Origin of the sequence: Helicobacter salomonis, assembly GCF_900197775.1 — a bacterium.
Lineage (GTDB): Bacteria > Campylobacterota > Campylobacteria > Campylobacterales > Helicobacteraceae > Helicobacter > Helicobacter salomonis.
The window spans coordinates 1-13,310 of record NZ_FZMA01000048.1; the positions used below are offsets into that span (position 1 = coordinate 1).

A 13,310-nucleotide genomic window follows, 5' to 3' on the forward strand; every position below is an offset into this window, starting at 1 on the left:
CCTCTAACCCAACCCTCTGCCACCCCCCCCATGAGTGATCGCATTACTCCTCCCATTGTCGCTCAAGATGCATTGAGCGCGGGGATTGTAGCGGTCAAGAGAGGAGATTATCAAGGAGCATTTAGACTCTTTGCCAAATCTTGTGATCAAGGTAATCCCGCCGGCTGTTTTGCGGTGGGCACCATGTATGAAAATGGTGTGGGCATTCAAACAGATGTGGACAAAGCCCAACGCTATTATGAAATGGGCTGTAGTGGGGGCGATGCGAGCGCGTGTGCGAATTTAGCCCAAGTCTACGACTCCAAAAAACAAGCCACTTTAGACGATAAAGAGAAGGCCGCCCAGCTCTATGCGGTGGGGTGCAGTGGTGGAGATGTGTTGGCTTGTAATAATTTGGGTTGGATGTATGCCAATGGAGTGGGCGTGAATAAGGATTATTTTAAGGCATTGGAGTATTACAAATATGCTTGTGAGAGGGGCAGCGATCTAGGGTGCTATAACTTGGGACTTATGTCCAATGTCAAAAATATCTATGGGATTGATAAGGCTAAACTTAGCAATGTGGATCTAAATTATCTGGCTTGCAATGCGGGGGACATCCAAGGTTGTGCTAATTTGGGTTGGATTTATGCGCATGGGGCCAAGGGTGTGCCAGTGAATAATTTTTTTGCAGCCAAATATTTTGAGCGTGCCTGTCAGGGAGGTAATCTGTCGGGCTGTAATAATTTAGGCGTGATGTATCAGAAGGGTTTGGGCGTGCCCCAAAATGACCAGCGCGCCCTGGACCTCTTCTCTTATGTGTGCAATTACGGCCTGCAATCAGGCTGTGACAACTATGGCACTTTTAAAGAAAAGCTACTCCGCTCCAATCCCAATTATGGTCGCTTGTTCATGTCCGTCGAGCGTTAGCCTAAAATTTTAGGCACAAGAAAATACCCCCCCTGAGTTTGGGGTGCGTGGCTTAAAATGTCCGAGGGAATGGAAGAGTTGTGCGTGGGGGCATCAGGTCTTAAGGGCGTGGGGGGTTGTTGGAGTGGTGGGGTGTTTTCCAAGTCTAGGGTATCTAAAGTTTCCATGAAAGCAAGGATTTCCTCTAAATGTTCCTGGAGTTGGGGTTCATCCACCTCTAGCATCGAGAGCTGTGCGAGCTTATGGAGTAGGGGTTGATCAATGCGCATAAACATCCTTTTTAGAGCGATTGTAGCATGTCTATGGAGAAAAACAGAAAGGTTAGAATGCAGTTTATTTATTCTAGCACGCGGGAATTAGACACGCGAGCGCAAGAAAAATTTAATTTAAGTGCAGAGATTTTAATGGAAAATGCTGCTATGGCACTCCAACAAGCCATTGCAAAACACGCCCCCACGCGAGTGCTGGTGGTGTGTGGGAGTGGGGACAATGGAGGAGATGGTTACGCACTAGCGCGTCGCTTGCAGGGAAGTGTTTATAAAGTGAGTTGTTATGCCCATAAACCCCCCAAAAGCCCGCTTTGTCAGCTGCAATATGAGCGGGCTTTGCGTGCAGGAGTGCGCATGTTGGAGAGTATTGAGCCCTATGAGATGGTGTTAGATTGTCTTTATGGCTCAGGCTTTAAGGGGGAACTTAAACCTGAGGATCAAGCTTTAATCACGCGCTTGAACACGATGAGTGGGGTAAAAATTGCCTGCGATATACCCAGCGGGCTAAATTCACAAGGATACACAAGCACATTGGCTTTTAAAGCAGATACCACCGTTAGTATGGGCGCACTTAAAAGTGCTTTGTTTAGCGATGTGGCTAAGGATTTTGTGGGAGAAATTGTAGTGGGGGATTTGGGCGTGGGGCGCGCACTCTATGAAGAGCCTAGCGATCTCTTTTTGCTCGAAGAGAAAGATTTGATCTTACCTCTGCGTTCTAAGCACAATGTGCATAAGGGCTATTTTGGACATGTGGGCGTGTGGGTGGGGGCGCAGAGAGGAGCGGGCTTTTTAGCAGGCTTAGGGGCACTCAAGTTTGGAGCGGGCCTAGTGAGTGTGTTAGGGGATAGTACGCTTGCAGAACACAAACCTTTAGAGCTCATGTATGCGCACAAGATTCCCCTCCAAGCAAATGCTTTTGTAATAGGTATGGGTATGGGCACACCTCCACCCTGTTTAGATGCCATGCTAGAGCAAGCTCCTTGTGTGTTGGATGCAGACATGTTTTATCTGCCCAATTTCAAAGAGATTTTAGAGAGCTCTAGCCAACTCGTGCTTACTCCACATCCTAAGGAATTTACAAGTTTACTTAATGCAGTGGGCCTTAAAGTAGAGTTATCTCAGGCATTAGAATCACGCCTAGAATACCTGCAAGCCTTTAGTGATGCTTATCCACATGTCATAGTGCTTTTAAAGGGGGCTAACACCTACATCGCTCACCATGGCCAGATTTATATCAACAATTTAGGCACGCCCTCCTTGGCTAAAGGGGGAAGTGGAGATGTGCTAGCAGGCATGGTGGGGGCACTGCTTGCGCAGGGTTATAGCCCTTTAGACTCTGCACTGAATGCGAGTCTTGTCCACGCATTAATCGGGCGCGATCACCCACACTCTTACGCACTTACACCCCTTGATCTGATCGCATCTCTGAGTCATAAGGGAGTTTAATGCAAGCACTTAGCACCCAAACTAACTCTTTTTTATTCCAAGATGACAATCTACTGGAAATGGAGCGCAGTGTTCTAGTGGCGATTTTAGAGGGGAAACGCTACGAAGAGATGGCCTCTGTGCTCAAACCCCTAGATTTTCTCTACCCTGCCCACCGCTTGTTTTTTGAATTATGCACCCAACTTCACCAACAAAATTTACCCATCTGCCCGAGCGCGATTCTCAAACAACTCTCCAAAGATCAAGATAAAGAGAGTTTGATGCAGGTGATGGCAAGTACACCCATTGCCTATTTAGAACCCTATGTAGAAGCGATTAAGCAAGCTTCCACCAGACGCGCTCTGCTCAAAATATCCCTAGATGTGCGCGAGCAGTGTATGACAGAGCGTCCCAGTCCGCAAATCTTAGATATGCTAGAACGCGAACTTTACGCCTTGTCCATGCAAAATGTGCGGGGGGGGTTTAGAAATGTCAAAGAGGTGGCGCTCAACACTCTACAGATGATCGAAGAAGCCAAATTACGGGGCAATAGCCAAATGTTGGGCTTGGACACGGGGTTTTTTGAACTCAACAGAAAGACAGCAGGGTTTCAAAAGGGGGATTTGATCGTGGTGGGCGCGCGCCCTTCGATGGGCAAGACAAGTTTTGTGCTCAACATCGCCCAAACCACTCTGAATCACAATCAGGGTGTGGCGTTTTTTAGTATGGAAATGAGCGCCGAACAATTGATGTTACGCTTACTCGCGGGTGCTACCAACATTCATTTACACGATTTGAAATTTGGTAGATTGAACGATCAGCAATGGGAAGAACTCACGCAATGCGTCCAGAACATGCAAACAAAACTCTTATTCATTGACGACACCAGCATGCTCACACTCGAGCATGTGCGCTCCAAATTGCGCCAAATGAAGACCGACCAACCCGAGATTGCTATCGCTATCTTGGATTACCTCCAACTCATGTCTAGCAATCGCACCGAACTCGCCCGTCATGCCCAAATTGCTGAGATTTCAAGAGGACTCAAAATTCTGGCCCGTGAGCTAGAGATTCCCATTGTCGCCTTAAGCCAGCTCAACCGCTCGCTAGAAAGCCGTGAGGACAAACGTCCTATTCTCTCCGATCTCAAAGAGAGCGGGGCGATCGAACAAGATGCCGATCAGGTGCTCTTTCTCTACCGCGATGAGGTTTATAAACATTATGCCCAAAAAAATCTATTGGCCAAATTGCGCAAAGAAGGCAAGGACGAAGAGGTAAAAAAACTCGAAGCACAATTCAATGCCCAAAAACAAGAAAATTTTCGTCAAAACCAGGGCGTAGAAGATGCTGAGATCATCTTAGCCAAAAACCGCAATGGAGATATTGGCACGATTAGAGTCGCGTTCAATGGGGCTTACACGCGCTTTGAGGATCGTATAGACGCCCCTCAAAGAGAAGAAAAAGAGACTAATTTCACCCCTACCCCTCAAGCCCCCATAGTCCAAGCCCCTATCGATATACCCAATCCCAATGGCGATCACTATCCTTTTTGACCTTCTCTAAACAATCACCCTTCCAGCTCTCCTTACTCCAAAGCACGCGCGAGTGGCTTGTTGTGTTGGGGGTTTTATTCTGTGTGGGAAGTATGAGCTTGTATGTTAAATACACCCAATACCAGCATTTCAAGGCTAAAAAGCCTGTGAGCTTACACGCCCAAGTGCGTCTGCAATATTCCAAGCTTGATTCACAGGGACGATCCTACTTTGTTTTACAGCTCAAGGACGCGTGGGGCAATGTCTTTTATACCACCAGTAAGGAAAATCTCAAAGACCTCAGCTACGCCTTTGTGCGCGCCTATGGTAAAATGGCCACCTCTTGCTCTTTTTTCCAATTCCTTAAATCCTGCTATTTCCACACGTTTTACCTTGCCCTAGAGTCTACCAAGGACACCCAATCGCATTTGCGCACCTTCATCAACGCCCAGCACACAGACGCGCGCATGGGTAATTTCTATAACACCCTCTTTTTGGCTCAGCCCCTAGACAAGCCCACCAGAGAGTTAGCCATGCGTCTGGGGATCAGCCATATCATCGCCATTAGTGGGTTTCATTTGGGGATTTTAGGCGCGTTTTTTTATGCCCTACTCTTTCTACCCTACAGATTCCTACAACAACGCTATTTCCCCTACCGCAACGCCCATTATGATTTAGGCGTGTGTGTCTTTGTCTTGCTCTTTGGGTATTTAGTGTTACTAGACTTCCAACCCTCTTTTTTGCGCGCCTTTGTGATGGCGCTCTTGGGTTTTGGACTTTACTATTGCGCGCTACACCTTCTCAACTTCACCCTGTTAGGCTTAGCGATTTTGCTTTGTCTAACCCTTTTTCCAAACTTGATTATTAATACGGGCTTTTTACTCTCTGTGTGCGGGGTATTTTATATTTACCTCTTTCTCAAACATATTCCCCGATTTTACATGCCCCTATATGCCCTATTTTTCAACACCGCGCTCTTCATATGTATGCTCCCCATAGTGCACGCCTTCTTTACCCCCTTTAGTCTTTATCAACTCAGTGGGATTATTCTCAGTTTTGTCTTTGTGATCTTTTTCCCCTTAAGTTTAATCTTGCACGCGCTTGGCTGGGGGGCTCTCTTTGACCCCTATCTCTTAGCTGCCCTTGAGTGGCAAATCCCCAGCATCAATTACCACACGCCCCCATGGTTTCTTATGCTCTATCTAGGGCTCTCATTGCTAGCCATGCGCTCTAAATACGCCTATAGGGGGCTGTATCTGACCAGCGGTGGGTTGTTTATCATATTGGCGTGGCGGGTGTTTTAATGAAATTCAGTTATAATGAAGAATTTGGAAATGAGGTAAAGCATGTGGGCTAGGATCAAGCTATTTGGTGAGCTTGTCGCACTAGAGCATACAATCTTTTCAAGCATGTTTATTTTAATTGCCATTGTGGTGGCTAGCGTGCAACGCTATGCTAGTCTGTGGTGTGGGCCTGAGCTTTTATTGCTCTGTTTGCTAGCCCTGCTAGGGGCGCGCAATTTTGCCATGGGCTTTAACCGCTTAGTGGATCGTAAATTTGACAAGGCTAATCCGCGCACACAAAGTCGCCCCAGCGTGGATGGGCGCATCCACATCTGGGGCTTAGTAAGCTTTTGCATTTTCAACGCTCTGCTCTTTGTGGGTGTGAGTTATGCGATCAATACCCTAGCCTTTGTCCTCTCTTTCCCTTTTTTATTAATCTTAGGGGGATATTCTTACATGAAACGCTTTAGCACGCTAGCCCATGTAGTTCTGGGGGTGAGCTTGGGGCTAGCCCCCATTGCCGGGGTGGTAGCCGTATTGGGAGAAATCCCGCTTTGGAGCGTGTTTTTAGCCTTAGGTGTTGTCTTTTGGGTGGCTGGCTTTGATCTGCTTTATTCTCTGCAGGACATGGAATTTGATAAGCGCGTAGGCTTGCATTCTGTGCCGGCCAAATTTGGCGCATCCAAGACCTTAGCCCTCTCTCGCACTGCCCACCTCTTAGCTGTGTTGTGTTGGTATGGATTTGTGTGGAGTGCACATTTAAGTTGGTTGGCTTATGGTGGGGTGGGGGCATCTGCGTGGATTTTGATCTACGAACAGCTCTTAGTGCATAAAGATTTTAAAAACATTCCCAAAGCTTTTTTTGTGAGCAATGGCTATTTGGGTGTGGTGTTCTTTGTGTTCATTCTGCTAGATGGAGGGGTGCGCCTGTATGCCTGAGTTAAATTTAGAGAGCTTTAAGGAAATTTGCCACCAACATGGGCATTTTACCCGCTTGGTGCGCTGTGCGATCTCGCTAGAATACGCCCCCTACGATCCCTATTTTGAGGAAGAGTATCTCCAGCTAGGCCAAGGCGAATCCCTGCGCCCTTGGGAGAGTTTAAGCCATGGCAAGGATCAGGACGCGATGCTTTTTAAGGCGTTGAGCGATATTTATGACAAACTCATGCGCATTGAGCAGGCTTTAGAGATTAAGCAGAGGCATTTTATCCCCTTAGAGTCTCAAGGCCTCTTAGAGGTGCTAGGGCATGGGGTTTTAGGTGTGCGCGATCCCTTGTTTGAGCCCAATCAAGAGTATTACTTGCGTTTTTCTTTGCCCAGTGCGCCTTATCGTGTCTTTGCTCTGAGCGCGCGCGCTTTTGATGCCAAACTTTTAAAAGTAGCGCGCATGCACCCTGCCCACATTAAAGAAATGGATAGCTATATTGCTGCCCAAGAATTAGCCAGTCTGAAAGGTTTAAAAACATGCAATTAGGATCGAATGAATTCACTTGGATCATCACGGGGGTGGTGCTCTTGATTTTCTTATGCTTGATCGCCTATAGCTATATCAAAGATAAGGAATTTGTGAGCAAGACCAAACAACTAGAAAAAGCCCTAGATACGATCAACCAAGAGATTTATAAAATCCGCAAGTGGATTCAAGAGAGCCAGATGCAGGCTGAGTTTAACGCCTCCAGCATTGGAGCGAGTGTGAAAAATGAGGTCAATAATAATTTGAACGCGAGTTTGAGCAATCTGTACGCCCATATTAAAGAGATTCAAGACTCTATCCAAAAAGAGCGCGACTATCTGGAGGAAAAAATCATTGTGCTAGAAAACAAGTTTAAGGAATTTGGGCATTTCACCCCCAGCAATGACGATATTGATGAAAAAAAGGTAATCAAGATGTATAAGGAGGGCTGGAGTGTGGATTCCATTGCTAAAGAATTGCGCACGGGCAAGGGCGAGATCGAATTTATTTTAAAACTAGCGGACATGCAATAATGGCGCTCTCTAACACCGCTTCAAGGCTCTTTGGCAAATTCGCCCGCTGTGCTTTTCCTGCCCCCTTTCAAAAACTTATCAATAAAATCTATGTTAAGATTTTTAACATTGATTTAAGCGACTTTGCCCCCCTTGAATCCTACCTTACCCTCAACGCCCTTTTTACCAGAGAACTCAAAACCCCCCGCCCCTTAGATCAAAACCCCCACGCGCTCCTCTCTCCCTGCGATGGCGTGCTCAAAGAGTGCGGACGCGTGCAAGAGGGGCTAGCCCTGCAAATCAAGGGCAAGGCCTATCTAGTGGGCGCACTGCTAGGCTCACAGCTAGAAGAATCTTATAGCTATTTTAATTTCTATCTCTCCCCTAAAGATTACCACCGCTTCCACGCCCCTTGTGATCTGCAGATTGTAGAGACGCGCCATTTTTCTGGCTTGCTCTTCCCGGTTAATGAACCGGCTTTAAAAAAGCACCCCCATCTCTTTGTGTGTAATGAACGCGTGGTGGTAGTCGCCAAAGACCCTAGGGGCGCGCTGCTCTACTTTGTGGCCGTAGGCGCGCTCAATGTGGGGCAGATTGTGATGAGTTTTGATTCTAGCATCCACACCAACGCCCCTACCAATCCTCCCCTAAATATAAAGCGCTACGACCCCCCAATCTCTTTAGATAAAGGGGCAGAACTGGGGCGCTTTGAAATGGGCTCTACCATTGTGCTTTTTGTGCGCGATGGCTCTATGCCCCCAGACACCCTCTACCACAAGGCGTGTTTTGGGGAATTTTTAAGCACGCTACACCCTATTGGAGAAGAACATGGATGAGTTGGCTCAAAGCATTAAAAACCTATTAGAAGATTTAGACGCGCTGTTAGTGGCGCATTTTTACCAAAAAGATGAGATTGTAGCATTGGCCGACATCGTAGGAGATAGTTTAGAGCTGGCGCGTCAAGCCAGCGCACACCCTAAAAACTTAATTGTCTTTTGTGGGGTGGGTTTTATGGGCGAGAGTGTGAAGGTCCTAGCCCCCCATAAGGAAGTCATCATGCCTAAACTCGCCTGTTGTTCCATGGCGCGCATGATTGATTCTAGCTATTTTGATCGCAGCCTAGAGGTGCTAAAGAATTACGGACTCTCCAATCTCTTACCCATTACCTATATCAATTCCAGTGCGCAGGTTAAGGCCAAAGTAGGCGCTTTGGGCGGGTTAGTGTGTACCAGCGCAAATGCCTCTAAAATTTTTACCCACGCGCGCCAAAGGGGGCAAAAAATCTTCTTTTTGCCCGATCGCTGTTTGGGCACGAATTTGGCCCGTCTGCATGGCTTAAAAAGCGCGACTTTGGGCATGGATGAAAAAGAAGCCATCATACGAGCCGATGTGATCAATTACAACGGCTTTTGTGCCGTGCACCAACTCTTTAAACCTAGCGATGTGGAGTTTTTTAAGCAAAAATATCCCGGGATTTTGATCGTAGTGCACCCTGAGTGCGATCCTAGCGTGGTGGAGTTAGCCGATTTTGTAGGCTCAACCAGCCAAATTCTCAAATTTATTAGAAGTCTCCCCCTAGAACAAAAGGTCGCCGTGGGTACAGAGTTTAATTTCATCCAACGCCTACGCCCCTCCTACCAAGGGGAACAAACCACTTTTGTGCTCTCAAGCACACTGCCTGAATGCCCGACCATGAATGAAACCACTTTGCAAGACCTCTTTGAGGTACTCAAAGCCTATAAAAACCACCGCCCTTATAATCGCGTGCAACTCGATCCCCAAATTGGTGCGCTGGCCAAACAAGCTCTAGATCGCATGATGGAGCTTTCATGAAAGACCCCACTATCTTAGCCTTTTTAGACGCGTGTTTGCAAGAAGATTTAGGCTCAGGCGATCTCTTTGAGAGATTGGCAGAACCTAAGGAAGTCAAGGCGGTCGTGATTGCCAAACAGGATGGGGTGTTTTCTGGGCATTTGTATGCGGACATGCTCTTAGAGCACATGGGCATTAGGAGGACATGGAATATCCAAGATGGCGCGCCCTACGCCTCTAAAGACATTCTTTTAGAACTATGGGGAGATTATGCCCTTCTGCTCAAAATTGAGCGTGTACTCTTGAACATTTTACAGCATTCTAGCGGGATTGCTACCCATACGGCGCGCTATGTCGCCATGCTCAAAGGCTTACCCCTAACCCTCCTAGATACGCGCAAAACTCGCCCACTTCTTAGGGTGTTTGAAAAGTATTCGGTGCGCAATGGGGGCGCGCAAAACCACCGCTTAGGGCTAGATGACGCACTCATGCTTAAAGACACGCATTTAGCTCATATTGGCGATCTGCAGGCGTTCATGCACAAAGCGCGCAAACAGCTCCCATGGACGGCCAAAATTGAAATAGAGTGCGATAGCGTAGCGATGGCTCAAGAAGTCATGCAAGTGGGCGCGGATATTATTATGTGCGACAATATGAGCGCACAGGATATTCAAAAAGTGGTGGCTTACCGCAACGCGCATTACCCTTTGGTGCTGTTGGAGGCGAGCGGGAATATCACCCAAGAGAACATTTTAGCCTACGCGCAAAGTGGGGTAGATGCCATTAGCAGCGGGGCGCTCATCCACCAAGCGGTGTGGGTGGATATGAGTATGAAGCTTGGATCTTGAGGCGTATTTTTTAAAGACCCTGCAGGCTAGCGGGGTAACTTGGGGGCTGGGCGATGATGGCGTGCTGTTGCCCCCCTTTAAGAGAGCAGTGATCGCGCTAGATATATTTGCCCAAAATGTACATTTTAAGCCCGAATGGCTAAGTTTTGAGCGCGTGGGCTATAAGGCGATGGTGGTCAATATCTCCGATATGATCGCCATGAACGCCACGCCCACGCACGCTTTGCTAGGGGTGAGCTTGGATCAGCGCATGGGCAAACAAGACATTAGAGATTTGGTAGCGGGCATGGCGCGCGCATGCACAGAATTTAAAATAAGCATCATTGGGGGAGATACCATAGTAGGGGATCACCTGCATTTGAGTGTCACCATGTTGGGCACAACACACCGCCCCTTAGAACGCAAGGGCGCGCGCTTGGGCGATCTTATCGCACACACAGGCACACTAGGGCAGAGTTATAAAGCCCTGCAAACTCTGCTTAGGGGGGGCAAAGTGAGCCCTAAAAACAAGTTCATCACCCCGCGCTTCAAACATGCGCGCTTCATAGCTAGCGCGCGTCAATTCTTACATGCTGGGTTAGATGTTTCCGATGGGTTGTTGAGCGAATGCAACCGCTTATCCCAAGTGAATCGCCTTGCTTTCAAACTCTATCAACCCCGCACACGCGCCTATCAAAGCGGGGAAGAATACGAAATGCTTTTTTGTTTTGCGCCAAAGCATTATTTAGCCTTGCGGGTGCGTGCGCGCGCCCATCGTGTGCGTTTAAGCGTGGTGGGCAAGGTGTGCAGGGGGCGATCGCGCTACCCCGCGCTAGTGTGGCATAAAAATTAGCGTATCTTACTAACACATGTGCCAAGCAATTTGCTTCTCTACAAGCAGGGCATGTACCAAGGTGTCTAAGTCATTTTGCTGGCGTTTTGTGCTACAATGTGGGCTGTACAGTTTGTCATCAAGCTTTAGATAAAAAGTTTAAGACCTCCCTTGGGCGGGCTGGTCTTGGTAGGAACATGGTCCTACAGACAAGGTAGGGGTGCGTGTGAATGGCATTGAAGGTGCTTGGGGGGTGGGTTTTGCAATTAAAATCTCTGATCCAAAACAAGACGTGGGGTTCTTGACATGAGGGTCTTGAGTTTTGGAACAGGCCGTTTGTGGGTGTGGGGGATTGTGTTAACACTGAATTTAGCTTGGGGAGTGAGCGCGTCCAGTCTCTCTACACAGTCTCCCACACAGGAGGACATGGAGGAGGTCCAGGAAGAAATCCCTGCAACTCATCCCATGCAAGATTTAAACGCCATTCAAGGGAGCTTTTTTTACAAAAGCCGCCACGATTTAGACAACACCCTCTTTATTGATTACCACTTGGGTGAAACCCATAGAATCCGCCTGCGTTATGCAATGGTAACCATGATGGTCTTTGAAGAACCCATCTTAGAGGTGATTCTAGGCGATAGCGTGGGGTTTAGCACAAAAATTCTAGGGGATCAACAGCATAGCAATGTGTTGCTCATCAAGCCCCTACAAATTGGCGTTGACTCCAATTTGAGTGTGATTGGGAAGAGCGGTAAGATTTACGCTTTTTATCTCTTTTCAACCACTTTTACCAGTTCCAAAAACCCTACCCTGAATGTCTATGTTTCTCAACGCCACTTCTTTGCGCAACGGGACTACCAGCCCCTAGCCCTTTTAGAACCTGAGGTTGAAGACTCTCCCCCAGAACCCCTATCCCAAGAGGACACACGCCATCTCAAAATTGGAGATGAAAGCAATGCCATGTTCATTGAAAAAAGCCAAATCCAAAGAGGGTATCGCGTCTTGCAGGCCAGAAAGCGGGCGTGGTTTTGTCTATGGTTGTGCAAGGTAGCCTTTAAACGCAAAAACCCCATCGCTCCCCTAGATATTTTCAATGACGCGCATTTCACTTACTTTAAATTCAACCGCCACCACTCTCAAGTCAAATTTCCCGTTCTCTATAAGGTGGTTGATGGTTATGATAATCCCATCAATACACGCATTGTGGGGGATTACCTCATCGCAGAAGACATCGCTGATCAGTGGACACTTAGAGAGGGTAAACGGCATGCCTGTGTGCGCCGCAAGCCATGAGTAGGTGGGGGCAAAGAATTGTCATTTTACTGGGGGCTATGGGGGGCGTGGTTACCCTATCCTTATGGGTGCACCGCCCATCACACCCGCCCTCCACCCCAATGCCTCCAACAGAAGCGATCAACTATCCTCTCTCTGACTACCTCTTTGAACCCCCCCAAGCCAGCTCCCCAACTCCTATCATTACACCGCAAGATTACGCCCAACTTCAAGCGGAATTACAAGCCAATGCACGCCGCATCCAAGACCTCCAAACTGCACTACAACAGGCTAGAGAGGAACGCCCCACCACACCACCCCTAGAACCTGAGACCTCCTCTGCTCAAGCACAAGAGCAGGATCGCCTAGATACTCTAGCTACCCGTATTCAAGCTTTTGAAGCTCCAGACTCTGTAGAAGCGCAAGAGGAAGAACAAGTCTTAGAGATAGATTACGGCTCACAGGGGTTTGAGAACCTCAAGGCCAAAGACATTGCCACCCATGAACATAAACTCTTACGCACCTTGACTGCGGATAAAATGATCCCCGCTTTTCTCATCACTCCCATTAGTTCGCAACTAGCCGGTAAGGTCATTGCCCAAGTGGAAAGCGACATTTTTGCCAACATGGGGCGCGCTATTCTTATCCCTAAAGGTTCTAAGGTTATTGGCTATTATAGCAGTAACAATAAAATTGGGGATTATCGCCTAGACATTGTGTGGAGCCGCATCATCACTCCATTAGGGGTGAATATCATGCTCACCAATGCCAAAGGCGCAGATGTCAAGGGCTACAGCGGTTTGGTAGGGGAAACAATCACGCACAATTTTCAACGCTATGGCATGCCCCTACTCGTTTCCACTCTCTCTAATGGTCTACTTATCGCGCTCACTTCTGCCATTGCCAATAAAACCGGCAAAAATAATCTTTTTGGGGATTTTTTGCTCATGCAACTCACGCGCCAGAGTGGGATGGGGCTCAACCAAATTATTAGCCAAATTCTCAAGGATAAGAGCCATCTCAAACCTATTATTATCATCAGGGAAGGGAGTCGAGTCTTCATCTCTCCTAACCTAGACATTTTCTTCCCCATTCCCAGAGCAGGAGAAGTGATGGCAGAGTTTTTCCAACATTAATTTGGTTATAATAGTCTCGTTTTTTGATCGTTTTTGGAAGGAAGCGTT

The 13,310-nt window shown here is 47.7% G+C and carries 14 protein-coding genes; 13 read left to right on the forward strand and 1 reads right to left on the reverse strand.

The features are described 5' to 3' along the window. Positions 1-909, forward strand: a 909-nt coding sequence (locus tag C6H04_RS06985) for a tetratricopeptide repeat protein (RefSeq protein ID WP_324731145.1), incomplete at its 5' end; no start/stop codon positions are given. On the opposite strand, the gene gatC is transcribed toward C6H04_RS06985, so the two are convergent. Further along, a complete protein-coding gene (gene gatC / locus C6H04_RS06990; RefSeq protein WP_104732743.1) occupies positions 906-1,178 on the reverse strand; it encodes an Asp-tRNA(Asn)/Glu-tRNA(Gln) amidotransferase subunit GatC in 273 nt (90 codons plus the stop codon). The two genes, C6H04_RS06985 and gatC, sit on opposite strands and share 4 nt — an antisense overlap. A 57-nt stretch (positions 1,179-1,235) precedes the next feature. Here gatC and C6H04_RS06995 point away from each other — a divergent pair, with 57 nt between their 5' ends. The 12 genes from C6H04_RS06995 (at position 1,236) to C6H04_RS07050 (ending at position 13,262) form a co-directional block, all read left to right on the forward strand. Beyond that, positions 1,236-2,624 (forward strand): NAD(P)H-hydrate dehydratase, encoded by a 1,389-nt coding sequence (locus C6H04_RS06995; protein WP_104732744.1) that lies wholly within the window; start codon positions 1,236-1,238, stop codon positions 2,622-2,624. Next, positions 2,624-4,156, forward strand: a complete 1,533-nt coding sequence (gene dnaB, locus C6H04_RS07000) for a replicative DNA helicase (RefSeq protein WP_104732745.1) — start codon at positions 2,624-2,626, stop codon at positions 4,154-4,156. The genes C6H04_RS06995 and dnaB overlap by 1 nt, the downstream gene beginning before the upstream one ends. Then, entirely contained in the window at positions 4,153-5,439 is a 1,287-nt protein-coding gene (locus C6H04_RS07005) for a ComEC/Rec2 family competence protein (protein ID WP_199766182.1), read from the forward strand. The genes dnaB and C6H04_RS07005 overlap by 4 nt, the downstream gene beginning before the upstream one ends. 42 nt (positions 5,440-5,481) lie before the next feature. Continuing rightward, positions 5,482-6,357: a menaquinone biosynthesis prenyltransferase MqnP gene (gene mqnP / locus C6H04_RS07010; protein WP_104732746.1), complete on the forward strand. Its 876-nt coding sequence runs from the start codon at positions 5,482-5,484 to the stop codon at positions 6,355-6,357. Next, complete coding sequence (locus C6H04_RS07015) at positions 6,350-6,892, forward strand: hypothetical protein (RefSeq protein ID WP_104732747.1); 543 nt, start codon at positions 6,350-6,352, stop codon at positions 6,890-6,892. The genes mqnP and C6H04_RS07015 overlap by 8 nt, the downstream gene beginning before the upstream one ends. Then, positions 6,883-7,404, forward strand: a complete 522-nt coding sequence (locus tag C6H04_RS07020; RefSeq protein ID WP_013469791.1) for a DUF6115 domain-containing protein — start codon at positions 6,883-6,885, stop codon at positions 7,402-7,404. Before C6H04_RS07015 ends, C6H04_RS07020 begins: the two co-directional genes overlap by 10 nt. After that, complete coding sequence (locus C6H04_RS07025) at positions 7,401-8,219, forward strand: phosphatidylserine decarboxylase (RefSeq protein WP_438940249.1); 819 nt, start codon at positions 7,401-7,403, stop codon at positions 8,217-8,219. The genes C6H04_RS07020 and C6H04_RS07025 overlap by 4 nt, the downstream gene beginning before the upstream one ends. Continuing rightward, the gene (gene nadA, locus C6H04_RS07030; protein WP_104732749.1) at positions 8,212-9,216 is read left to right on the forward strand and encodes a quinolinate synthase NadA; all 1,005 of its coding nucleotides are present in this window, start codon (positions 8,212-8,214) and stop codon (positions 9,214-9,216) included. Before C6H04_RS07025 ends, nadA begins: the two co-directional genes overlap by 8 nt. Then, entirely contained in the window at positions 9,213-10,043 is an 831-nt protein-coding gene (nadC, locus tag C6H04_RS07035; protein ID WP_104732750.1) for a carboxylating nicotinate-nucleotide diphosphorylase, read from the forward strand. The genes nadA and nadC overlap by 4 nt, the downstream gene beginning before the upstream one ends. Next, a complete protein-coding gene (locus C6H04_RS07040; RefSeq protein ID WP_104732751.1) occupies positions 10,033-10,875 on the forward strand; it encodes a thiamine-phosphate kinase in 843 nt (280 codons plus the stop codon). Before nadC ends, C6H04_RS07040 begins: the two co-directional genes overlap by 11 nt. A 285-nt stretch (positions 10,876-11,160) precedes the next feature. After that, positions 11,161-12,147: a TrbG/VirB9 family P-type conjugative transfer protein gene (locus tag C6H04_RS07045; RefSeq protein ID WP_199766079.1), complete on the forward strand. Its 987-nt coding sequence runs from the start codon at positions 11,161-11,163 to the stop codon at positions 12,145-12,147. Continuing rightward, positions 12,144-13,262: a DNA type IV secretion system protein ComB10 gene (locus C6H04_RS07050; RefSeq protein WP_104695729.1), complete on the forward strand. Its 1,119-nt coding sequence runs from the start codon at positions 12,144-12,146 to the stop codon at positions 13,260-13,262. Before C6H04_RS07045 ends, C6H04_RS07050 begins: the two co-directional genes overlap by 4 nt. Positions 13,263-13,310: the final 48 nt, after the last annotated feature.